Origin of the sequence: Nocardia sp. NPDC019395 (genome assembly GCF_040632335.1) — a bacterium.
Lineage (GTDB): Bacteria > Actinomycetota > Actinomycetes > Mycobacteriales > Mycobacteriaceae > Nocardia.
This window is the reverse complement of record NZ_JBEYBT010000012.1, coordinates 32054-55496: the sequence shown is the minus strand read 5'-3', so window position 1 is coordinate 55496 and position 23443 is coordinate 32054. Positions and strand designations below refer to the sequence as shown.

Annotated in this window: 13 protein-coding genes and 1 tRNA gene; 4 read left to right on the top strand and 10 right to left on the bottom strand. The window is 67.1% G+C overall.

The features are described 5' to 3' along the window. Positions 1-57 precede the first annotated feature (57 nt). The 6 genes from ABZ827_RS23100 to ABZ827_RS23075 are packed head-to-tail and all read right to left on the bottom strand — an operon-like array spanning position 58 to position 7304. Positions 58-879, bottom strand: a complete 822-nt coding sequence (locus ABZ827_RS23100; RefSeq protein WP_357240115.1) for an ABC transporter permease — start codon at positions 877-879, stop codon at positions 58-60. Between the two features lie 13 nt (positions 880-892). After that, complete coding sequence (locus ABZ827_RS23095; RefSeq protein ID WP_357240113.1) at positions 893-1786, bottom strand: ABC transporter ATP-binding protein; 894 nt, start codon at positions 1784-1786, stop codon at positions 893-895. Beyond that, positions 1783-3120: a lanthionine synthetase LanC family protein gene (locus ABZ827_RS23090; RefSeq protein WP_357240110.1), complete on the bottom strand. Its 1338-nt coding sequence runs from the start codon at positions 3118-3120 to the stop codon at positions 1783-1785. Before ABZ827_RS23090 ends, ABZ827_RS23095 begins: the two co-directional genes overlap by 4 nt. Further along, positions 3089-6052: a lantibiotic dehydratase gene (locus ABZ827_RS23085; RefSeq protein ID WP_357240107.1), complete on the bottom strand. Its 2964-nt coding sequence runs from the start codon at positions 6050-6052 to the stop codon at positions 3089-3091. Before ABZ827_RS23085 ends, ABZ827_RS23090 begins: the two co-directional genes overlap by 32 nt. Then, complete coding sequence (locus tag ABZ827_RS23080) at positions 6033-6992, bottom strand: LLM class flavin-dependent oxidoreductase (protein WP_357240104.1); 960 nt, start codon at positions 6990-6992, stop codon at positions 6033-6035. Before ABZ827_RS23080 ends, ABZ827_RS23085 begins: the two co-directional genes overlap by 20 nt. A gap of 21 nt (positions 6993-7013) precedes the next feature. After that, positions 7014-7304, bottom strand: a complete 291-nt coding sequence (locus tag ABZ827_RS23075; protein ID WP_357240101.1) for a hypothetical protein — start codon at positions 7302-7304, stop codon at positions 7014-7016. 795 nt (positions 7305-8099) lie between these two features. Here ABZ827_RS23075 and ABZ827_RS23070 point away from each other — a divergent pair. Next, positions 8100-8342: a DUF6480 family protein gene (locus ABZ827_RS23070; protein WP_357240099.1), complete on the top strand. Its 243-nt coding sequence runs from the start codon at positions 8100-8102 to the stop codon at positions 8340-8342. 303 nt (positions 8343-8645) lie between these two features. Then, complete coding sequence (locus tag ABZ827_RS23065; protein WP_357240096.1) at positions 8646-10178, top strand: FAD-dependent oxidoreductase; 1533 nt, start codon at positions 8646-8648, stop codon at positions 10176-10178. Between the two features lie 245 nt (positions 10179-10423). Here ABZ827_RS23065 and ABZ827_RS23060 read toward each other — a convergent pair. Then, positions 10424-10505: transfer RNA gene (locus tag ABZ827_RS23060), tRNA-Leu, on the bottom strand. Positions 10506-10936: 431 nt separating this feature from the next. On the opposite strand from ABZ827_RS23060, the gene ABZ827_RS23055 reads away from it, so the two are divergent. Continuing rightward, positions 10937-20239 (top strand): fatty acid synthase subunit beta domain-containing protein, encoded by a 9303-nt coding sequence (locus tag ABZ827_RS23055; protein ID WP_357240385.1) that lies wholly within the window; start codon positions 10937-10939, stop codon positions 20237-20239. Positions 20240-20250: 11 nt separating this feature from the next. Continuing rightward, positions 20251-20688: a holo-ACP synthase gene (locus ABZ827_RS23050; protein ID WP_357240093.1), complete on the top strand. Its 438-nt coding sequence runs from the start codon at positions 20251-20253 to the stop codon at positions 20686-20688. Between the two features lie 126 nt (positions 20689-20814). Here the strand turns inward: ABZ827_RS23050 and ABZ827_RS23045 are convergent, their stop codons facing one another. From ABZ827_RS23045 to ABZ827_RS23035, 3 genes are all read right to left on the bottom strand, one after another. Then, positions 20815-21435, bottom strand: coding sequence for a TetR/AcrR family transcriptional regulator (locus ABZ827_RS23045; RefSeq protein WP_051164436.1), 621 nt, complete (start codon positions 21433-21435; stop codon positions 20815-20817). Between the two features lie 221 nt (positions 21436-21656). Then, on the bottom strand, positions 21657-22388 hold the full coding sequence (locus ABZ827_RS23040) for an ABC transporter permease (RefSeq protein WP_357240381.1): 732 nt from the start codon (positions 22386-22388) through the stop codon (positions 21657-21659). Between the two features lie 73 nt (positions 22389-22461). Next, a complete protein-coding gene (locus ABZ827_RS23035; RefSeq protein ID WP_357240090.1) occupies positions 22462-23412 on the bottom strand; it encodes an ATP-binding cassette domain-containing protein in 951 nt (316 codons plus the stop codon). Positions 23413-23443 lie beyond the last annotated feature (31 nt).

Below are 23443 nucleotides of genomic sequence, written 5' to 3'. Positions count from 1 at the left end.
AATCGCCCGCGGAGCCGGCGCCGTCCGTGCGAACCACGAGCGAGCAGTTTACGCGATTCAGTACTGCCCGAGCGAACCTCGCCGACGGCTGGTCAGCAGACCCCAGCGGAGCAGCGCGGCACCCAGCGGAACACTCAGGGCGGCCCAGCCGACGAGAGGTAGTGACGCCGAGAGGGTGCCTGTCACGCTCGCTGAGTTCAACAGCGAGGATCGCACCAGATCCAATGCCGTTGTGGTCGGTAGGAAGTGCGATACCGTTTGCAGCCACTGCGGCAGCACGGTGATCGGGTAGAGGACTCCGGACAGCAGCGTCATCGCGGTCAGCACCGTCCAGGTGATCGGATCCCCCTTCTTGGTGACCAGCACGACCCCGCAACCCGCCATACCGAATCCACCGAGCGCGAGCAGCGTGAGCACCAGGCTGATGATCACCGCACCGACGTTGATATTCAGGTCGAAACCGAGCAAGAACGAGAACAGCCCCATCATCAGGATCGATCCCACGACCGTCCCGATGAATCCGGTGACCGCCGAGAAGATCATCACCCGGAGGATTCCCGCCGGGGAATCCGCCACCGCCTCCAGCGTGCCCGCCATCTGTTCCTCCTGCACAGTACTGCTGAAGCTGTGCAGCGAAATGGCGACGAATCCGGTGAAAATCGTGCCGGACAGCAGATACGAGACGACGTCTCCGCCGTACTGTTCGATACCCGGAAAGGTATTGCCCTCCCGGAGAAAGACTCCCATCAGCGCGAATTGAGCCATCCCCACCACGCCGGAAACGGTGCTCAGGACCAGGGCAGTGCGATAACTGCGCCGCTCCCAATACAACTGGAGCAGGTACACACCGTACTGCCGGAGCCATATCCATTTGTTCATCGTGTTCTCCGCTCTACCGCAGCCAGGGTGTGTCGAATGCCTGCTCGACGGCGACGCCCGCGGCCTCGAACATTTCGACGGCCGACGACAGCGGCAGGTCGACCGGGATATCGATCTCGATTCGCTTCCCGTCCACGGTGGTGGGGAACCGCGAGGACACCGGAGTCAAATCGCAGTTCAGCTTTCGTGACCCGATAACGGTCAGTGTCCTGGTGGGTTTTCGCTCGGGGTCCCCGTTGCCGTCGGCGGTTGTACCGAGCGTGACTCGCCCGGCCCCCAGCGTGGCCACCACGTTGACAGCGCTGTGCACGTCGGCCATTTCGTGCGTGGTGAACACCGTCGTCAGTCCGTCTGTGCGACGCCGCTGGACGAGGTCGACGACGACCGCCGTGCCCTCGTCGTCCAGATTCGCGAACGGCTCGTCCAGAATGATCACGGCGGGTTCGGTGATCATCGCGCGTGCCAGGCCGAGCCGTTTACGCTGTCCCAGCGACAGTTCCATGAACCTCGTATCCGCCTTGGATTCGAGGCCGACCTGTTCGAGCAGGGCAGCGCGTTCGGCGGTGGCGGTACGTCCGCACCGTGCTCGCAAGGACTGGAAATATCGGAGGTTCTGGTCGACGGACAGCCGGTAGTAGAAGGACCGCTCCGGGTACAGGCTGACACCGATGAGATCGGCGATCCGTCCGCGATTCTTCTGTGTACCCAACCCCGCGACCCGAACGTGGCCCGATGTCGGCAGGATGTTCCCGTATATCGCCCGCAACAACGTCGTCTTACCGGACCCGTTCTTGCCGAGTACCGCTACGCAGTCACCGGCCCGGATGTCCAGCGAAACGTCTCGCAGAACGGCGATTCCGCCGGGAAATACGATATCGACGTGCCGGATCTCGATGATCGGCTTCACCACGACCACCGACCGGTGAACATGCGCAGACAATGCAGCGTATCGGGCGGAGCGCCCAGCGACAGCAGGGCCACAGCGGCGCCGCCGGAACCATCCATGAAACCGGGGGAATCGAGCACAGTGGATTCGAGCTGCACATTGTCGAAGCCGAATACTCTGTCCGGGGTGCTCAGTGCGAGAAGCTGTTTCACGTTCGCGGGCACCGTGTGGTCGCCCAGCATTTCTCGTTCCAGTGCCAGTTTGCCGGCCATTCCATGGCACAGGCTCGGGTTGTCCAGGCTGAGGCTCGTCTGCGATCGGCCGGAAATATCCAGCAGGCCGGCGAGCATATCCGGGTGCCGGTCCGCGAGGAATCGGCTGTTGTGAAACGGCAGGGCGGCACCGAGATTGCCGTAGCACCAGGCGTATCTGGCACCGTCGCCGGTCGGCGCCGGCCCGCCGTCGTGATCACTGCGCAAGGGTAGAAAAGCGGGCACGTCGACCATATTGGCGTACGTCGACACCTGCACCAGCAGGTCGGCGAGCCGTTCGGCCGCCTCGGCGACCACAGGTCCGCCGATGCCGCGATCACACGCTTGGCCGAGAACATTCAGCACCCCCGCGATTCCGTGGGCGAAACCGCAATTGAGATAGCCGGCCCACAGCTCGGGACGGGTCGAGCGCTCCAGTTCACTGACCTTGTCCGGGGGCGTCCACAGCCCGCCGGGGGCCTCGGCCACAGCCAGTTCGGCCAGTGTCCGGACGGCCCGCTCCGCCGTATCACCCAGCGCCGTCCGGTGCGCATCGGTGGTCATGACATACGTGACCGCTCCGCTGATTCCGACGACCACGTCGTAGAAGTCGGTGGCGGCACCGGAGTACGGTTCGGTTACGCCGAGTGCGGTGGTCAATTGGGTTTCCAGGACCGATTCGACGTCACCGATCGCCCGTAGGTAGCGTGTCCCGCCCCGGGAGAGGGCGCGCAGGCCGAATGCGAGCGCACCGGTGCCGGAGAACAGTCCCGCGCCGGGTACGGGACCGTCCTGGAAGCTCGCCGCGGCGCGGCGGATATGTTCCATGGCGACGGTGTCCCAACCACCGTCGGCGTCGAGTTGATCCGCGGCGGAGAACACCAGGGCCATTCCGAGATCGCCGTGACCCACGCTCATCGGCTCCCAGGAGATCTCGAGTCCGCCGCCGAACTCGCATTCGAACGACATATGTCTCGCTCGGTCGATATCGTCCCGGAACCGATCCAGCAGTTCCCATCCGTAATCGACCCATTCGGAATCCATCGTGCCGGGCCGATCTTCCTCTACTCGATCACCCGGCAACACGTCCACGCCCTTCGGCATCGAATTCCCCCTTGATCATCCACATGACCGCGAACTCTTCCGCCCGGGTCAGCCCGATGCGGTTGCACAGCATATGGCTCGCGCTCTGAAGTATGTCCGGCGTGCGGGTCGCCGCACGGTGATTCCGTGCCCAGAATTCGCGTGCTTCCGGCACAGTCCCGGCGTACGCCGCATTGTCCGCGATCACACTTCCCCGCAATTTCTTCTTTATTTCGTGTGCGGTATCTCCGAGCTCACCCCGGTACCCGGTGACGGCCAAGTCGACCGTTGCGTGGATCAGTTCATCAGCGCAGGCCAGGCCGGTCAGCCAGCGATTGACGATCCCCGCTGCCTGCTCGATCCCGGGACGGAGCTGATCGTGCTGCGTCACGGGCTTCCGCTGCTCGGTCGATATCACCGGCAACAACGGAATGATCGCGCTTGTCTCCAGGCAGAAGAACGACTCGTATATCGCGTGGCTGCGGGCTCCGCCGTAGCGTTCGATTTCCCGGTGGTACATCGGAAGGGCGTATTCGCCGATCAATCCGGAAAGCCGCGCCTCGGCCAGCCATTCGAATGCGCCACCGAGATCTGTCACGGGCCGATGGATCCGTATCCGCAATTGACCGGTGCCGCCGTCTCGGTATCTCACGAAATACCATCGGCCGCGAAGCTCGGGAAGCGCTCGATCGAACTCGGTCAGTACCCGGTCGTATTGTGTCGGATCGATCCGAATCGTCAGATAGGTCCAGTCGCCGCCCGGTACGAGCAGTCGTTGCGGATCGGCCGCCGGGTCGAATCTCGGGTGCTCGGTAGCCGAGGGCCTGCTCTCCGGTCGCATCGGGCTCGCCACTGTGACGACGACCTCGGCCGCATGCCATCGGTCGTGCTCGTCGCGCACGACGCCCAGATCGGTGGGGGCCGGCCCGGCGTGTAACCAGTTCTGCCCCTTGGTGATCTGGTCGGCCAGCAGGTCCAGATGCCGGGGGTGCTCGGTGTCCAGATGCAGCCTGTTGTCGAACTCACCGATCAGGATGTACCGGTCGACGCCCGCTTCGCGCAGCCACGCCCGGACCGCCGGTACGGTCCGCTGCGCGGTATCCGGGTACCGCCACCGTCGTTCGGCGATGACGACGCCGTCGTACCGGACCTCCGGAAAGAAATGCATCCCGGTATCGAGCTCACCCCAGGACCAGTAGGGGCGGACGAAACCGTCGTTCGAGATGTCCTGCAGCAACCGGACGACTCGGGCGCTCGTCTCCACAGTGACCATGTTGAGTTGCTGGCAGCGCAGCGGTGTGCCGTCGGAGAGGAACAAACGCACCCGGTCGCCGGCGAGTCCGAGGTGGATATCCGTGAGCCGCAGTGTGCGTTCGGGATCCTCGCCGGGGTCGGAGTTGACCACCAACGTCCTCGGCAAGACCTGCCCCGTCGCTGCCACTTCGTTCACGCCGTCCCGGCCACACACATAGTCGATATCGACGACAATTCCGTCACCGCCGGAAGCCGCTGTGGACCACCAGCGCAGATCCCAGTCCGCGCATCGTCGCAGGTGCAGGTCGGCCGAGGCGATGGCCGGGGTGAATCGGCCGACAGCGGTCCCACCGGGGAAGTTCGCGCCGATAACTGTTGCCGCCGGTCCCGAGGGTCCGCGATGCAATCGGAGGAAGATGTCGTATCCGCTGGCGAGACCGTCCGGCTCCGGGAGGTCGTCGAGATCCGCGTCGGTGATATGCACCGTGTCGGTGCCGAGCCGTCGCGCCCGTTCCAGCAGCCGCCCGCGTAGATCGCGCTGCTTCGCACGAGCGGCGGACCTGCTGTTGTGCGCTGTTGCCGGTTGTGCGTAACTGCGCGGAAACCCGATACCGAGTTCCTCGTCGACCACATGGAGCAGCGGTACCAGAGTATGGCCGTAACGTTCCCGGAACTCATCGCAGAAATCGTCCAGAGTCGGATCCTGGCCGGTAGACAGGGTGGTGCGGGTCAGCAGGCGGACGACGGCTCCGGCGGCGGATCGCACCGAGTCCGGGATGCTGCCCGACGCGGTGAGCTCGATATCGACATGCAGGTCCCGCTGGAGTTCGCCACCGGGACCACAATCGGTGAGCAGGGTCTGTAATTCGTCGAAGGCGGTATCGGCCCGCGCGACCTGGTACCGGTGCAGGGCCCGCCGGATCTCCGCCAGGCCCGGCGCGGTGTCCGGTACCCGGTCGAGTGGATCGACGTCGAAGAAGGACGGATCGGCGGTGCTGAGCAGCACCTCCGCGTCGACCAGTTGGGTGACGAGCCCATCGACGGCCGCTGCCGGCGCATCCGGGTAGGCGCGTGCCAGCTGCTCCTCGATCCGGTGCCGAGGCTGCGGCCGTATCGCGAATTCTATTGCCACCGTGGCCGGTCCGGTCGCCCGCACGGACGCGGTATCGTCGGTCGAGTCGCTGCCACGCATCACCGCGATCACATATCTATCGCCTCGACTGACCACCGCGGGGTTGGTGAACAGGTGAGCCTCCCGGCCTGCCCGCACATCCTGGGCCAGCCGCCGAGCCAGTGTTCGAGAGGCGAGCACATGGCGCCGGTGCTCGATCGCGAGCACCGGCTCGTCTGTACCGAACGGCAGCATGGTCATCCCGGCGAATGTTCCGAACGGTGTGCAGCGCGTGCTCAACCGCAATGCGTATTTCAGCAGTCCTTTGTGTATCCGCCTGCGCTTCTTGAGCGGCGTGGCCGACTGGTCGTCACCGAGTACGCGGGCCGTCTGCGTGGCCAGTACGGGGCTCGCCAGTAGAACAGCCTCGCGCAGCGTTTCATCCGACCAGAGTTCCGCGATCGCCGACCGGTCACCCCACTCCGCCGCGGCATCGGGATATCTGTCCACCGACCCGGTCGCGCACCGGAGCGCCGCGAGTTCGCCGATCCGATTTTTCAGGGTCTGCTCATCGTCCGGTATCGGCATAGATCTCCCCCAGAATTTCTCTCACGTCGTCCAATGCTTGTTCTGTGCCGTGGCACGCGGCGACTGCCGCGACATTCAGCGCGACCTCGTCTATGCCGCACTTCGCGTAGATCCGCAGTTGTTGCGCGACGGCTTTCGCCGAGCCGTACACGAAGACACCGGATTCCACGGCCGACGCCACCGTCCGCCGCGAGTCTCCGGGATGGACCGCTACACCGCATCGCCGAGCGGTCGCGGCATAGTGCTCGAGTTCGAGGTGTCCACCGACGCCCACCCTGGCGAGAACCCACGGGTCGCGCCCCGGCCGTTCGACGGCGATATGGACGGCGGCGACCCGGTGTGGCCGGCTCCTGCCGGCCGCGGCCGCCGCCGACTCCATCGCGGGGCTCAGCTGATCGCGGATGTATTCGGCGGTGCACATCCACGTGACGGCGACATCGGCGACCTGTCCGGCGGTTCGAGCCATCGCCGGTCGCAGAACCCCGGCCCCGAGACGGATCTCGGGGGCCGGGACGGGAAAGAGCGGAGACGATCCTTCTTCCCCCGCTCGTGTCGCTTCGGGGTCACTCGACCGAAGGGCCGATCGCATATCCTCCAGGTATCGGCGTGTCACCGATACGGCGGCGCCGTAGGGCGCTCCTGCCAATCTCCGCTGTGCGCTCATGCTTCCCGGACCGACGCAATACATCACCGGAGCGCCGCTGATCACCGCCAGCGATCGCGCTTCGAGCGCTGCCCGGACCGGGTGCTGGAGAGGCGTGATCATCACACAGGTGCCGAGCGCGGTCGACAGGCCACGGCCCGCCAGATACGCGAAGGTCGTGGCGGTATCCACGCCGTAGGACTGGCCTTGCCACAACCGCGTCAGTCCGGGCGACTCCGCGACCAAGCGGGCGGCTGATTCCGCCTGCTCCGGCCGCGCCGGCACCACTGGAACCACCAAGGACACCTGCATGGTCCGCTACCGGCCCGACCGTAGCTCGGGCCGATCCAGCTTCTTCGCCGCATAGCCGACCAGTGCCTCGTCCTCGGTCGCCAGGACGGCTCGTGCCAGTCGCGTATCGATGAGTTCGCGTGTTTCGACCGCGAGGGGTGATCGGCTGTTCGCGAGACACGGTCCGCCGTACAGCCAGAGCGCGGTCCGGACATCGCCTCTGCGCAGCGCCCTGAGCAGTTCCACCGCATCCACGATCACTTCCGTGGTCGTGCGATAACTCGCCCGCGTCGGAACGAATTCCGTATCTATTCCCATTTTCCGCGCACGATAGGCCAGAGTGGGTATGGCCGACTTCGACGAGCAATCCGAGAATAGATCCCGTATCAGCGCGGATTTCCTGCGTTCGCCTCCTGCCAAGGCGATGGCGAGGACGAATTCCAATGTTCTGGTCGATACGACATCACTACCGTCGACGGATTGAGTTCCCAGAACTTTCACATTACATCGATTCCGTGCTCTCGGCTGTCCGATGCGAAAGTCCGGCCCCGGCTTGCCCTCCCGGACCGGTAGTGATGCGTATCGACCGGTCATCGTGCGGAATTTCCTCGATTACAGTTCATGCAGGTTGGCACGTTCGGGCACGAGGCATTGGAGCACATGAAAAAATTGCTCGCGCCGGCCACCGGTTTCGGGTCGGCATTCGGACGCACCCGAAAATCCAGATCGAACTCGGTCATATCACTCTTCCGTTCTGCTCACCGACGGGAAATTACCGAATCAGAGCACTGCGCACGGTGTTCACATGGCGATCACACTATTTACTGCCGGCCCTCCCGTCGAAATCCCGCCGCCGACATTAAGCTGTCGCCGCGATACCGGCAATGCCGGGTTCGCGGTGTTGATAGAAATGACGCAGGTCATATGCGTTGCCGTCGGTGTCCGGTCCGGACACCCGCGGACGGTCGACGGTCTTGTCCGCCGGTTTCGATCGAGTTTTTCTGGGAACCGCGTCGTGGAGCCGATGGGGAGTGAGGAGGTGGCCGTGCCCGACGTCGAGGACAACACCGGTAGCGCCGGCGGCCCGCAACAGGAGAAGGGGAGTGGAACGCGATGGCTGACAATGGTCCGATAGAGCCCGGACCGGGCCGGGATCCCGACCTGGAACCCGGTGGTGGCGTGACACCCGGTGCCACGCCACCGGAAACCCCGCAGACCAGCGGCCTGTCCGCACCTGAACCGCGAACCAGCAGTCGCTTTCCGCCCACCGGGATCTCGGCGATCGTCCTGACCGTCCTGCTTGTCGTCGTGGTCGCCATCGTGGCGGTGGGGTTGTTGATCGCCGTCATCGGATAGGCGATGGCGAGTTGCGGGCTGTGACCGGCCGTGGCGGGACTTGTGCCGGCATACGGAGGTCCGCCGGACCGGGCTGCGCGCCCAGTCGACGGGTCGCCGGAACGAACACGGGATCAGCGTTTAACGAATAGATTCCCGGGCACCTCGCGCCGCAGTGGCTTGCGGGACAGATGAGAGGTATGCGATGAAGGCCGTGACATGGCATAGCTACAGGCCGCGCTGGGGCTCCGGTCCGTCGACAGGCGGGTTGAGGCCGGAACACGCGAGCGGGTTCGATCGTCCGGTCGGGGGTGTGCGGGCGCCATGAATTCAGCGACCGGAGTGGCCGAATCCTATTGGATGGATTCGACCGGGCGGACATCGTATCCGTGCCTGGACGACGATATCGAGACCGATGTGGCCGTGATCGGCGGCGGAGTGGCGGGGCTCTGCAGTGCGTGGGAGATCGCCCGCACCGGCCGGTCGGTGACCGTGCTCGAGGCGGACCGGATCGTCAGCGGCACCACCGGCTACACCACCGCGAAGGTCAGTGCGCAGCACACGCTGGTCTACGACACGCTCGAGTCGTCGTTCGATGCGGAGACGGCCCGGCTTTACGCCCGCTCCCAGCAGGATGCCGTGGAGCATCTGGTGCACACCGCCGCGGAACTGGGCATCGACTGCGAACTGGAGCGGGCTCCGGCATACACATACGTAACTGTGGGTGAGGAGGCCGGCCGGATTCGCGCCGAGGTCGACGCCGCGGCGAAGGCGGGGCTCCCGGCCTCCCTGGTCACCGAGACCGGCCTGCCGTTCCCGGTGGCGGCCGCGATCCGGGTGGCGGATCAGGTGCAGTTCCATCCGCGGCGTTACCTGCTCGGATTGGCCGAGGACCTGATCCGGCGCGGCGGCCGGATCTTGGAACGCACCCGGGTGCTCGGCCTGGACGAGGGTGCCCCCTGCCGGTTGTCCACCGAACACGGCCACACCGTCCGCGCTCGCGACGTGGTGATCGCCACGCACTATCCGGTTTTCGACCGGGCACTGCTGTTCACCCGGCTGCAACCGCGTCGCGAACTGGCCGTCGCGGGCCCGCTGAGTCCCGATGCCGACCCCGCCGGTATGTACATCACCCCGGAGCAGAACACCCGTTCTGTGCGTACCGCCCCTTATGGCGACGGGCGCAGACTGCTCATCGTCACCGGCGAACATATGCGGCCCGGCACTGTTTCGACGGTGGACCGGTTCGACCGGCTCGCTGCCTGGGCGCGGGATCACTTCCCGGTGGACTCGATCGACTACCACTGGGGCGCGCAGGACAATACGACCTCCGACGATCTGCCGTTTATCGGCCGTTTTCATCCGGGCGCCCGGCATGTCTATGTATCGACCGGATTCGGCGGCTGGGGTATGTCCCACGGAATCATGGGCGGCCGTCTCCTGGCCGCCGAACTGGCCGGCGATCCGCTGCCCTGGGCGCGGATCTACGATCCGCGCCGGCTACATCCGGGCGTCGAGGCCGGCAGTCTGCTGAAATCCGGACTGGAGGTCGGTCGCCACCTCATCGGTGACCGCCTCGCGCCGGGCTCCTTCGTCGATTCCGCCGAGGATCTCGCGCCGGGCAGTGGCGCCGTGATGCGCAAATCGGGCCGGCGCAGTGCGGTCTATCGGGACAGAGCGGGTCGCCTGCATGCCGTGTCGGCTGTCTGCACCCATCTCGGTTGCCTGGTCGCGTTCAATGATGCCGAAACCAGCTGGGACTGCCCGTGTCACGGGTCGCGCTTCGATATCGACGGCGCTGTGCTGGAGGGCCCGGCCACGACACCGCTTCGCTCGATCGAGACGGACGAGGAGTGATCGGGGGCGAGTCAGCCCGGTGCCGGGGCGGAGGAGGCCGCCCCGACCGTACTGGGCTCGACGGTGAACTCGAGCCCGTAGTTGTTCAGCGTTGCGGGTAGCGGTTCGCCGGGGGAGAGGCCCGGATGCGAGCGCAGCCGCAATAGACGACATCGCCGTCGGCTGTGCGATGGACCGCGTGACGGGTACGGAACTGTGAACCAGTTGGGCCAGTGGGAGGACCCAGCAAATTTGCTGGGTATTTGTGCGCGAGGGGGGACTTGAACCCCCACGTCCGTGGACACCAGAACCTAAATCTGGCGCGTCTGCCAATTTCGCCACTCGCGCTGGATGGTACGACCGTCCAAACTCTACCGGGCCGTGGCGTGATCGCGAAGACGTGGTCCGGGGTTTCGTACTGACCGGTAACCCCACCTGGGATTATAACGATTCGGCAACTTTCAATATGAGGGAGACTCATGTTTCGACCCGGTAAGGACGCGTCCTCACCAGCGGGTTCAAACATGAGGGAGGGTCATGTTTCGGACGATTCTGGTACGTGAGTGCATGAATACCGGCGGGTAGTCGGCGCGTCGGGCGGCAAACGTGAGGATTTCCTCATGATTCTGTGCCATTCTCGCCGGTATCAGGCCGACGAGTGTGGGATGTCCCGCGCGCGGGCCGGGAGCCGGGGAAGTCTCCGCAGACATATCGCCACGAGAGAAAGTCGAAGCGTCTTGACGATTAACGAGAGCACCGCGTCCGGTCCCGGATACCAGGTGGACGCGAGCGCCGGCCGGACTGTCTCCGAGACGAATCGAACAACGCTGCTGGACCGGCTGCGTGCCGGGACCCCGTACGCGCTGGCATTCGGCGGGCAGGGGGCCAGCTGGCTCGGGGAACTGTCCGAGATCGCCCGTGACGCGGCGCTGGAACCGGAGTTGACCGCGCTGGTCAACGAGGCGGCCGCGCTGCTGGAACCGGTGGCCGATCAGCTGCTGACAGTGCGTCCCGTGGGTTTCGATCCGGTGGGCTGGATGTTGGAGGACGACCTCGCCGAAGACGACGCGGAGATATCGGACGCGCCGTCGGAGCGCGTGCTGCGTTCGGCGGCGGTGTCCATGCCGGGTGTGCTGCTGAGCCAGCTCGCCGCGTTGCGGGCACTGCGGCTGCAGGGGCTGGATCCCGCCGAGTTCGCACCGGTCGCGGTTGTCGGGCATTCGCAGGGGCTACTGGCCGCGACCGCGGTTGCGGCCGAAGGGCAGCGCGACGCCGAGACGCTGGCCATCGGGCAGCTCGTCGGCGCGGCAGCCGGGCTGGTCGCGCGCCGGCGCGGGCTGATGCCGGTGGGTGAGCGCTCGTCGATGGTCGCGGTGTCCAATATCGACCCAGACCAGTTGCGTGCGGTCCTCGCCGAAGTCTTCGAAGGTGTCGATCCGCTGGCGGCGGCCGTGCTGTCGATCCGGAACGGCAGGCGTCGGGTGGTGCTCTCCGGCACCCCGGACGCGCTGCTGCGGGTACAGCAGCGGTGCGAGCAGTTGCACGACGAGCAGGACCGCGAGCGGGCCGCCAAACAGCGCGGTGGCGCGGTGTTCGCGCCGGTGTTCGAGGATCTGGACGTGGATGTGGCCTTCCACCACCCGGCACTGGGCGACACCGTGGACCTGGTCGCGGGATGGGCCGGGCAATGCGGGCTCGATACCGAACTCGCCGGCCGGCTGGCGCGTGACATCCTGGTCGAACCCGTGGACTGGGTGGCGACCGTCGACGAGACGGTGACCGCCGGTGCGGAATGGATTCTCGACCTCGGCCCCGGTGACCTGCTGTCCCGGGTGACCGGTGGCTCCCTCAAGGGCCGCGGGGTCGGCATTGTCGCTGCGGCCACCCGGACCGGTCAGCGCAATCTGCTCACCCCGGGCGCGGCGCCGGAGGTGGCGCGGCCGTGGTCGGCGTTCGCGCCGCGGCCGGTGCGGTTGCCGAACGGGCGGATCGTGGTCGAGACCGCGTTCACCCGGCTGACCGGACGTTCGCCCGTCCTGCTGGCGGGAATGACCCCGACCACGGTCGACGCGAAGATCGTCGCGGCGGCCGCCAACGCGGGCCACTGGGCGGAACTGGCCGGTGGCGGCCAGGTGACCGAGCAGATCTTCGCTGACCGGGTGGACGAGCTGAAGGAACTGCTGCATCCGGGGCGGCAGGTGCAGTTCAATTCGCTGTTCCTCGACCCCTACCTGTGGAAACTGCAGCTGGGCGGGAAGCGGCTGGTTCAGAAGGCACGCGCGGCGGGCGCTCCGTTCGACGGTGTGATCGTCACCGCCGGTATCCCGGAGCTCGAGGAAGCCGTCGCGCTGATCGAAGAACTGACCGAGGTGGGGATCAGCCACGTCGCGTTCAAACCGGGCACCGTCGCGCAGATCCGCTCGGTGCTGCGGATCGCGGGCGAGGTGCCGGACTACCCGGTGATCATGCATATCGAGGGCGGTAAGGCCGGCGGGCACCACTCCTGGGAGGACCTGGACGATCTGCTGCTCGAGACCTATGCCGAACTGCGCACCCACGGGAACGTCGTGGTCTGCGTCGGCGGCGGGATCGGGACCCCGGAACGCGCCACCGAGTATCTGACCGGTGCCTGGTCGGCGGTGCACGGATACCCGGCCATGCCGCTGGACGGTGTGCTCGTCGGGACCGCGGCGATGGCGGCACTGGAGGCGACCACCGCGCCCGAGGTGAAGCAGCTGCTGGTGGACACCCCGGGAACCCCGGACTGGGTGGGCGCCGGAACCGCCAGTGGCGGTATGGCTTCGGGTCGCAGCCAGCTCGGTGCCGATATCCACGAGATCGATAACGCGGCATCGCGGACCGGCCGGCTGCTGGACGAGGTCGCCGGTGACGCGGACGCGGTGGCACAGCGCCGCGACGAGATCATCACCGCGCTGAACGCCACCGCCAAACCGTATTTCGGTGATGTGGTGTCCATGACCTACCTCGCCTGGCTCGAGCGCTATGTGGAGCTCGCGGTCGGACAGGCGGGACGTCCTGATTTCGATTGCGGTACCGATCTCGGTGAGGCCATCGCCGATTCGACTCGCTCGGTGTGGCTGGACATCAGCTGGCGGGACCGCTTCGCCGAAATGCTGCACCGGGCCGAGGCCCGGCTCGCGCCGGCCGATCGCGGCGAGATCGATTCGCTTTTCCGGGACGAGGATCTGGAGCATCCCGCCGCGGCGCTCGCCATCCTGCGCGAGCAGTACCCGGCAGCCGAGCAGACCCTGCTGCACCCGGCCGACGTCCCGTTCTTCGTCACGCTGTGCAAGACACCAGGTAAACCTGTGAACTTCGTCCCGGTGGTGGACCAGGACGTACGGCGCTGGTGGCGTTCGGATTCCCTGTGGCAGGCCCACGATCCGCGGTACTCGGCCGATCAGGTGTGCGTGATCCCGGGCACCGTCTCGGTCGCCGGGATCACCCGGGTCGACGAACCGGTGGGTGAACTGCTGGACCGGTTCGAGCAGGACGCCGCCTACGCGCTGGTGCGCGACGGTGTCGTACCGGCGGCGGTCGACGCGCGCCGGGTGGCCGCGGTGACCAGCGGTCCGATCGATGTGGTGCTTTCCGCGCCGGACGTGCACTGGTCGGGCCGGGCGACGGTCAACCCGGTGCACCGGCTCGGTGATCTGCCCGAATGGACTGTGGACGAAAAGGGTGCGGTACATCCGCCCACCGGAGCCACCCTCGTCGAGACCGAGGGCCCCGAGGCCGAACACTCGTATGTGGAACTCGCCGTGCCGCTGTCCGGCGCGCACAGTGTGCGGATCCGGATCACGGTGCCGGTATCGGTGTACAACGGCGGCGCGCCGGTGGTGACCGAGGCCGATGCCGATGCCGCCATGTCGGCGCTGCTGGGCGTCGCGGCCGGGCAGGCGCTGCCCGAGGTGAAAGGCAATATCGCGCATGTCAATCTGGCCTGGACGCCGGATCTGATCGCCGATCATGCCGGGGTCACCGGGGCCGGATTGCCGGCGAACCTGAGCACCCTGGGTCGCACGGTGCCGGATGTGCTGGTGGGCGCGTGCTGGCCGGCGGTGTTCGCGGTGCTCGGCGCATCGCGGACAGATGTCGATACGAGCGTGATCGAAGGCATGCTGGACCTGGTGCATCTCGACCACCGGATCGAGCTGCTGCGGGAACTCCCCGATGTCACAAGCATTCTCGTGGTGCGGGCGGAATCCGAAACGGTGGTCGATACCGAGCTGGGCCGGGTCGTCGAGGTGAGTGTCACCGTCGGTGAGATGCGTGATCAGGGACTCGACGTCGTCCCGCTGGCCCGGCTCGCGGAGCGGTTCGCCATCCGCGGCCGCACCGGTGCGGCAGAACTGACCGACCCGCCGCGGGCGGCGGGCACCGTGAGCGCGGATGCCACCGAGACGCCGCGGCGCCGCCGCCGGGATGTCGCGATGGTCGCGCCGCGCAGTATGGCCGCGTTCGCCTCGGTCTCCGGTGACCACAACCCGATCCACACCAGCGACGCGGCCGCGAAACTGGCCGGGCTCGGCAGCCCGATCGTGCACGGTATGTGGCTGTCGGCGGCCGCACAGCATGCGGTATCCGCGGTCGACCCGCAGGCATCGGTTCCGGCGCGCACTCTGACCGCGTGGACCACACGATTCCTCGGCATGGTGCGCCCGGGTGCGGAGATCGACGTCCGGGTCGAGCGGGTCGCCGTCGACGCCGGGGACGAGATCGTCGAGGTGTCCTGCCGGGCCGGCGGGGATCTGGTGATGACGGCCACCGGCCGCACCGCCGCGCCGAAGACCGTCTACGCGTTCCCGGGCCAGGGCATTCAGAACAAGGGGATGGGGCTGGACGCCCGGACCCGGTCCAAGGCCGCGAAGGCGATCTGGGATCGTGCCGATAAGCACACGCGGGAGGCACTGGGCTTCTCGATCCTGGCTGTGGTGCGGGACAACCCGACCTATCTGAAGGCACGCGGGGTCGAGCACCGGCACCCGGACGGGGTGCTGCATCTCACCCAGTTCACCCAGGTCGCCATGGCGACCCTCGGAGTGGCACAGGTCGCGGAGCTGCGCGAAGCCGGTGCCTTCGTCGAGGGTTCGCTGCTGGCCGGGCATTCGGTGGGGGAGTACAACGCGCTCGCCGCGGTCGCCGGTGTGCTGCCGCTCGAGGCGGTGCTGGAGGTCGTGTTCCAGCGCGGTTCGGCCATGCACGAACTGGTCCCGCGGGACGCGCAGGGCCGCAGCGACTATCGGATGGCGGCCATCCGGCCTTCGCAGATCGGTCTGCCCGACGACGAGGTGATCGGCTTCGTCGCGGGCGTCGGTGAGCAGGCCGGGGAATTCCTCGAGGTGGTGAACCTGAACCTGCGCGGTGCCCAGTACGCGATCGCGGGCACGGTCGCCGGCCTGGAGGCGCTGGAAGCCGAGATCGACCGGCGCCGGGAGGAATTCGGTGGTAAGCGGGCCTTCATCCTGGTTCCCGGTATCGATGTGCCGTTCCATTCGACCGTGCTGCGCAAGGGTGTGCCGGAATTCCGCGGCAAGCTCGAACAGCTGCTGCCGGATGAATTGCGTCCCGAGGTGCTGGTCGGTCGCTATATCCCGAACCTGGTGCCCCGGCCGTTCTCGCTGGATCGTGAGTTCATCGCCGAAATCGCCGATCTGGTGCCCTCGGAGCCGCTGGCCGGCGTTCTCGCCGATTTCGATTCCTGGTCGCAGCGGCCGAGTGAACTGTGCCGGGTCGTCCTGATCGAGCTGCTGGCCTGGCAGTTCGCCAGCCCGGTGCGGTGGATCGAAACCCAGGATCTGCTGTTCGGTGAGCTCGGTGTGGAACGGTTCGTGGAGGTCGGGCTGGGGGCCACGCCGACCGTGGCGAACCTGGCGAGCCAGACCCTCAAACTGTCCGATTTCGCCACCGCCACCGTGGAAGTCCTCAATATCGAGCGTGAGGCGGCGGTCGTCTACTCGACCGATACCGATCCGGCTCCCGTCGAGGAACCGGTCGAAGAAGTCGCCGAGGCGCCTGCCGCGGCTGCTGCCCCGGCCGCCGCGCCCGCTGCCGCCCCGGCGGCGGCCACCGGCGGTCCGCGGCCGGACGATATCGCCTTCACCGCCGCGGACGCGACCAGGGTCCTGATCGCGCTGTGGACCAAACTCCGCATCGACCAGATCGGCCCGGTGGATACCATCGAGGGCCTGTGCGACGGTGTGTCCTCACGCCGCAACCAACTGCTGGTCGACCTCGGGTCGGAACTGTCGCTCGGTGCGATCGACGGCGCGGCCGACGCCGATATGGGCGCCCTCTCGGCGACAGTGGAACGCCTGGCCCGTACGTACAAGCCGTTCGGGTCGGTGCTCAGTGACGCCATCAACGACCACCTCCGCAAGGTGTTCGGACCGTCCGGGAAACGGCCGGCCGCGATCGCCGAACGGGTGAAGAAGGTCTGGGAACTCGGTGACGGCTGGGCCAGCCATATCACCGCCGAGGTCTCGCTCGGCACCCGCGAAGGCGCCAGCGTGCGCGGCGGCGATCTGGGTGGGCTGGTTTCCGGCGCACTCGGTGACGGCGCATCCGTGGACGCCGCCATCGACGCCGCCGTCCAGGCGGTCGCGGCACGGCGCGGCGTATCGGTCTCGCTGCCCAGCGCCGGTGGATCCGGTGGCGGCACCGTCGACGCCGCCGCTCTCGGCGAGTTCACCGAACAGATCACCGGCAAGGACGGTGTGCTGGCCTCGGCCGCGCGCCTGGTGCTGGAACAGCTCGGCCTGAGCGACCAGGTCAGCGCGCCGGAGGCCGCCGAGGACAACCTGGTCGATCTGGTCTCGGCAGAACTCGGGTCGGATTGGCCGCGGCTCGTCGCACCGGCCTTCGATGCCCGCAAAGCGGTGCTCATCGACGACCGGTGGGCCAGTGCGCGTGAGGATCTGGCCCGGTTGTGGCTGGGTGGTGACGCCGAATCGGCGCAGCTGCCGGTGGACGGTTTCCGCGGTGCGGGTGAAGCCGTTGCCGCGCAGGCCGACTGGTGGCGGCAGCGGGCCGTGCACGAGGCGCGTTCGGTCCTGGCCGGACACTACGAACGGATCGCCGAGGCCGCGCGGGACAGCGCGGACGCGGGCGAATGGACCGGTGAGATCGCCGTGGTGACCGGCGCCAGCAAGGGTTCCATCGCCGCGGCGGTGGCCGGGCGGCTGCTCTCCGGTGGTGCGACCGTGGTCGTCACAACCTCGCGACTGGACGACTCCCGGCTCGGTTTCTACCGCGACCTCTACCGCGCGAACGCCCGCCAGGGTGGCGCGCTGTGGGTGGTCCCGGCGAATATGGCCTCCTACACCGATATCGACGCGCTGATCGACTGGATCGGCACCGAACAGGTCGACAATGCCGGCGGCGCCAAGGTCAAAACCAAGGACGCGTTCACGCCGACCCTGTTGCTGCCCTTCGCGGCGCCGCGGGTGGCCGGTGACCTCTCCGATGCCGGCGCTCGCGCCGAAATGGAGATGCGGGTCCTGCTGTGGTCGGTCGAGCGGCTGATCGGCGGGCTGTCCAAACTGGGCGCCGATCACGATGTCGACGCGAAACTGCATGTGGTGCTGCCCGGTTCGCCGAACCGCGGCCTGTTCGGCGGTGACGGCGCGTACGGCGAGGCCAAGGCCGCGCTGGACGCTGTGGTCGCCAAATGGCGGGCCGAGAAGTCGTGGTCGGCTCGGGTCACCATGGTGCACGCGCTGATCGGCTGGGTCCGCGGTACCGGACTGATGGGGCATAACGATCCCATGGTGGACGCCGTGGAGGCGGCCGGTGTGAAGACCTGGTCCACCGGTGAGATCGCCGGTGAGCTGCTGAACTGGGCGACCGAGCAGGCACGTGAGGTCACCGCTTCGGGTCCGCAACAGGTCGACCTGACGGGCGGGCTGGCCGAGGCGGAACTCGATCTGCCCGAGTTGGCGAAACAGGCGCAGGAAGCGGCGGATGCCGAGGTGTCCGAGCCTGCCGACGAAACGGATGTGGAGCGGATCGCCGCGCTGCCGGCCCCGCCGACCATGTCCTCGGCGCTCCCTGTCCCCGAATGGGGCAAGGTGACCGCCGATCTCACCGATATGGTGGTGATCGTCGGTGCCGGTGAACTCGGGCCGTACGGTTCCGCGCGGACCCGGTTCGAGATGGAGGTCGCCGACGAACTGTCAGCCGCGGGCGTCCTGGAACTCGCTTGGACGACCGGCCTGGTGACCTGGGAGAACGATCCGAAACCGGGCTGGTACGACGCTGAATCCGGCGACTACGTTCCCGAATCCGAACTGGCCGAGCGCTATCACGACACCGTGGTGGAACGCTGCGGTATCCGGCGCTACGCGGACGATGCGGCCATGGTCGACAACAGCAGCCCGCTGATGACCTCGGTCTTCCTCGACCAGGACCTGTCGTTCACCGTCGGCGGCGAAGTCGAGGCCCGGGCCTTCCACGCGGCGGATCCGGAGCATACGGTCATCACCCCGGTCGCCGATTCCGGCGACTGGACGGTGACCCGTAAGGCCGGTACCGAGATCCGGGTACCGCGGCGCGCGAAACTGTCGCGGACCGTCGGCGGCCAGATCCCGACCGGCTGGGATCCCACGGTATGGGGAATCTCCGCCGATATGGCGTCCTCGATCGACCGGGTCGCGCTGTGGAATATCGCCTGCACCGTCGATGCTTTCGTCGGTTCCGGTTTCAGTCCCACCGAGCTGATGAGCTGGGTGCACCCGAGCCTGGTGGCCAACACGCAGGGCACGGGTATGGGCGGTATGTCGTCGATGCGCTCGCTCTACGTCGACAATCTGCTCGGCGAATCGCGGCCGAACGATATCCTGCAGGAAGCCCTGCCGAATGTGGCGCTGGCGCATGTGGTGCAGTCCTACGTCGGTAGCTACGGCGCCATGGTGCATCCGGTGGCCGCCTGCGCCACCGCGGCGGTCTCCGTGGAGGAAGGCGTCGACAAGATCAAGCTCGGCAAGGCCGAGGTTGTCGTGGCCGGTGGTTTCGACGATCTGGGTATCGAGGGCATCGTCGGGTTCGGCGATATGTCCGCGACCGCGGATTCGGCGGCCATGAGCGCCAAGGGCATCAGCGACCGCTACTTCTCCCGGGCCAACGACCGCCGCCGCGGCGGATTCGTCGAATCGCAGGGCGGTGGCACCGTACTGCTGGCCCGCGGTGATATCGCGCTCGAACTCGGTCTCCCGGTGCTCGGTGTGGTGGCCTACGCGCAGTCCTATGCCGACGGCGTGCACACCTCGATCCCGGCGCCCGGTCTCGGCGCGCTGGGCGCGGGCCGGGGCGGCCGGGAATCCCGGTTCGCCGCGGAACTGCGCAAACTCGGGGTCGGCGGGGATGACATCGCGGTGATCTCCAAACACGACACCTCCACCGCGGCCAACGATCCGAACGAGTCCGAACTGCACGAGCGCCTGGCCGCGGCCATCGGCCGGTCCACCGGCGCACCGCTGTTCGTCGTCTCGCAGAAGAGCCTCACGGGTCATGCCAAGGGTGGTGCCGCAGCCTTCCAGCTCATCGGCCTGTGCCAGGTGCTGGAAAACGGTGTGGTGCCGCCCAACCGCAGTCTCGACTGCGTGGACGACAAGATGCGCGAGTACCCGCATCTGGTCTGGGTGCGCGAGGCACTGCGCTTCGGCGACCGGTTGCCGCTGAAGGCGGGCCTGGTGACCTCGCTCGGCTTCGGGCATGTCTCCGGCCTGCTCGCGGTGGTGCACCCCGAGGCGTTCGTCCAGGCGATCGAACCGGGCAGGCGCGACGAATACCAGCGCCGGGCGCAGGAACGGCAGTTGGCCGGCCGGCAGCGCATCGTCGAGGCGATGTGCGGTGGCGCCGCGCTCTACGAGCGGCCGGGCGACCGGCGGCTCGGCGGCGACGGTACGCCTGCCGCGCAGGTCCGCGGTCTGGAAGCCGAGATGCTGCTGTCCGAGGACGCCCGGCTGGGTGTCGACGGGGTGTACCAGGTCGGCGGAGCCGGTTGTGAGACCGGCCAGTTCATCGGTGGCGGTTCGGATGCCGCCGCGGCCGGTACGCCGTAGGCTGCGCCACTGTGACCATCCTGGGAATCGGCTTGGACCTGGTGACCATCTCCGAGTTCGCCGAACAACTGCAACGCGCCGGAACGACCATGCTCCGGGAGAGTTTCACCGCCGGCGAGCGGCGTTACTGCCAGAGCAAGGCCACCGATCCGGCCCGCAGCTACGCGGCGCGATGGGCGGCGAAGGAGGCCGTGCTCAAAGCCTGGGCCTCCTCCCGTTTCGCCCGCCGCCCGCAGATCGGGGACAACCCGTATCCGCTGATCGAGGTCGTCAACGACGCCTGGGGCCGGCCGAGCATCAAACTGCACGGGCTGGCCGCGGAGTTCCTGCCGCGGGTGCGGGTACATCTGTCGCTCACCCACGACGGGGACACCGCGGCCGCCATGGTGGTGCTGGAGGATCCCGGTGAACTCGCCGATCTGATCGAAGGCCGGTCACCGGAGAACTGAGGCTCGACCCGAACAGCCCGGAGTGAGAACACTCCGGGCTGTTCGGCGTGCGGGTTCACCTCGAATGTGGCCGGGTCCGCGGCCGATGATGGTCCGTGGGCGGCGGTGCCGCATTCCGTCGGTGGGTCAGCGTTGGCTGGCGGTGCGGGATTCCTTCTCCGCGACCAGGAGATAGGCGACCATGAGTCGTTTGAGTTCGGCGACCGCGTCGGCGTGGCTCTGCTCGTCCTGCACCGAGAAATTCATCATCGAATACACCACGTGCACCAGTACCTCGGCCATCATGGTCCGCCGGGCGCGGGGAGTGCGCGGGGTGAGCGGGCGCAGCATCTGCGAGACGACCTCGGCGAACTCCTTCTCGTGGATGGCGCCGGTGGCCCGGGTGGACGGGGTGGACTGCATCGCCAGCCACACCTCGCGGCGGGACGGGTCGGTCATCCACAGGCTCGCGAGATGGTCGACGAACTGATTCATATGGCGCAGCCAGTCCAGCGAAGGGATCTCGCCGTGGAAATCGGCCAGCTCCCGGGATACCGCCACCAGATCCTGCCGGTTCAATTCGCAGACGATCACGTATTTATTGGCGAAGAACTGGTACAGGGTGCCGATGGGAACTTCCGCCCGGGCCGCGACCTCTTCACAGGTGAACGATTCGAACCCCACTTCGACGAGAAGTTCCCGGGACGCCTGCAGGAGTGCGTCGAACTTCCGCTTGCTGCGCTCCTGGGTCGGACGCCGCCGGGGCATCAACTCCTGCGGATCGTCCTGCAGTTCCAGTTCCAGCGCAGGGTCCGGACGCCGTTTCGCTCTGGCCTCCGTACGTACGTTCACATGTCCCAGGCTAGCGGTAGTAAGAAGGTGGTGGTGGGAGAGTACGGGATTGTGACGGCGAGTCTGTCATGTCTCACCACCGCGACCCCGCCGATCCGGGGTGGACAACACCTGTCGCGGATCGGCGGGGGGTCGGGTCAGTCCCGGGTCCGGCGGCGGAACAGCACCTGCGCGGTGGCATAGGACACCACAGCTATGGCACCCCACCACAGGACCGCGAGCAGCGCACTCTCACCGATCGGGGTGCCGACGAGCAGGCCGCGCAAGGTTTCGATCACCGGTGTCACCGGCTGGTGTTCGGCGAAGCCGCGCAGCCAGCTCGGCATGGTCTCCGGGGGAACGAACGCGCTGCTGATGTACGGGATGAACATCGCGAAGACGGTGAAACCGTTGGCGGCCTCCGGACTACTGGCGATCAGACCGAAGCACGCGGACAGCCAGGACAGCGCCACGACCACCAGCGCCAGCACCGCGGCGGCGGCGAGCCAGCGCAGCGGATCGGCCGTGGGGCGGAAACCGATCGCCAGCGCGACGGCGATCACGATCGCGGTGGCCGCCATATTGCGCAGCAGGCTTTCGGTGATGTGTCCGGTCAGGAAGGAGGATCGGCTGATGGCCATCGTGCGGAAACGGTCGACGATACCTTCGGTGATATCGACCGAAACACTGACTGCGGTGGTCGCGGCGCCGAAACTGGCACACAGCAGGATGATCCCGGGGACCACGTAGTCGACGAAGGTGCCCCCGCCGACATTCATCGCACCGCCGAACACATAGACGAACATCAGCAGGATCATGATCGGCAACGCGAGGGTGCTGATCAGCGCGTCGGGACTGCGCACTGTGTGGCGGATATTGCGAGCCGTCATGGTCGCCGCGTCCTGGACGGAAAAGGTGAGGGTTGTCACGCGAATGGCTTTCTGTGAGTCGGGGATGCGGTGATCAGGACGCCGCGGGAACGGGCTCGGCCGGGTGGCTGGTGAGCGCGAAGAACACATCGTCGAGGTCCGGTGTGTGCACACTCAGCTGCTCGACCGTGATATTCGATCCGGCGAACTCGTCCAGCAGATGTTTGAGGTGGGTGACGTGGCCGTCGGATGGAATCTGCAGGGTGAGGTCGTCCGGATCGGTCGCCGGTGATCCGGTCGCGCGGGCGGCGGCGGCCAGATCCGCACGGTCGGCGAAGCGGAACAGGATATGGCCGCCGGGGGTGAGTTGTTTGAGTTCGGCCGGGGTTCCGTCGGCGACGATCCGGCCGTCGTGCAGCACCGCGATCCGGTCGGCGAGCTGGTCGGCTTCCTCCAGGTACTGGGTGGTGAGGAATACGGTCACTCCGTCACCGACGAGTTCGCGGATCACCTGCCACAGTTCGCGGCGGCTGCGCGGATCCAGGCCGGTGGTCGGTTCGTCGAGGAAGACCACTTCCGGGCGGCTCATCAGGCTCATGGCCAGGTCGAGGCGGCGTCGCATTCCGCCCGAATAGGTGCTCGCGGGGCGGTTCGCGGCGGCGACGATATCGAAACGTTCCAGTAGCTCGGTGGTGCGCCGGCGCATTTCGGATCTGCCCAGGTGCAGCAACCGGCCGACCATGTGCAGGTTCTCGGTCCCGGTGAGGACCTTGTCCAGCGCCGCGTATTGACCGGTGACGCCGATGGCCGCGCGAACCCGGTCGGGATCGCGGACCACGTCGTGGCCGGCTACGTGGATCGTCCCGGTGTCGGGGGCGGTCAGGGTGGCGAGGATCCGCACCATGGTGGTCTTTCCGGCGCCGTTGGGCCCGAGCAGGGAGAACACCGATCCGCGGGCGATATCGAGATCGATGCCGGCGAGGACGTGCTGATCGCCGAAGGATTTGCCGAGCCCGGTCAGGGAGATGGCGGTTGTGCTGGTCACAGCGGTACTCCGTTCCAGAAACAGTGTTCCA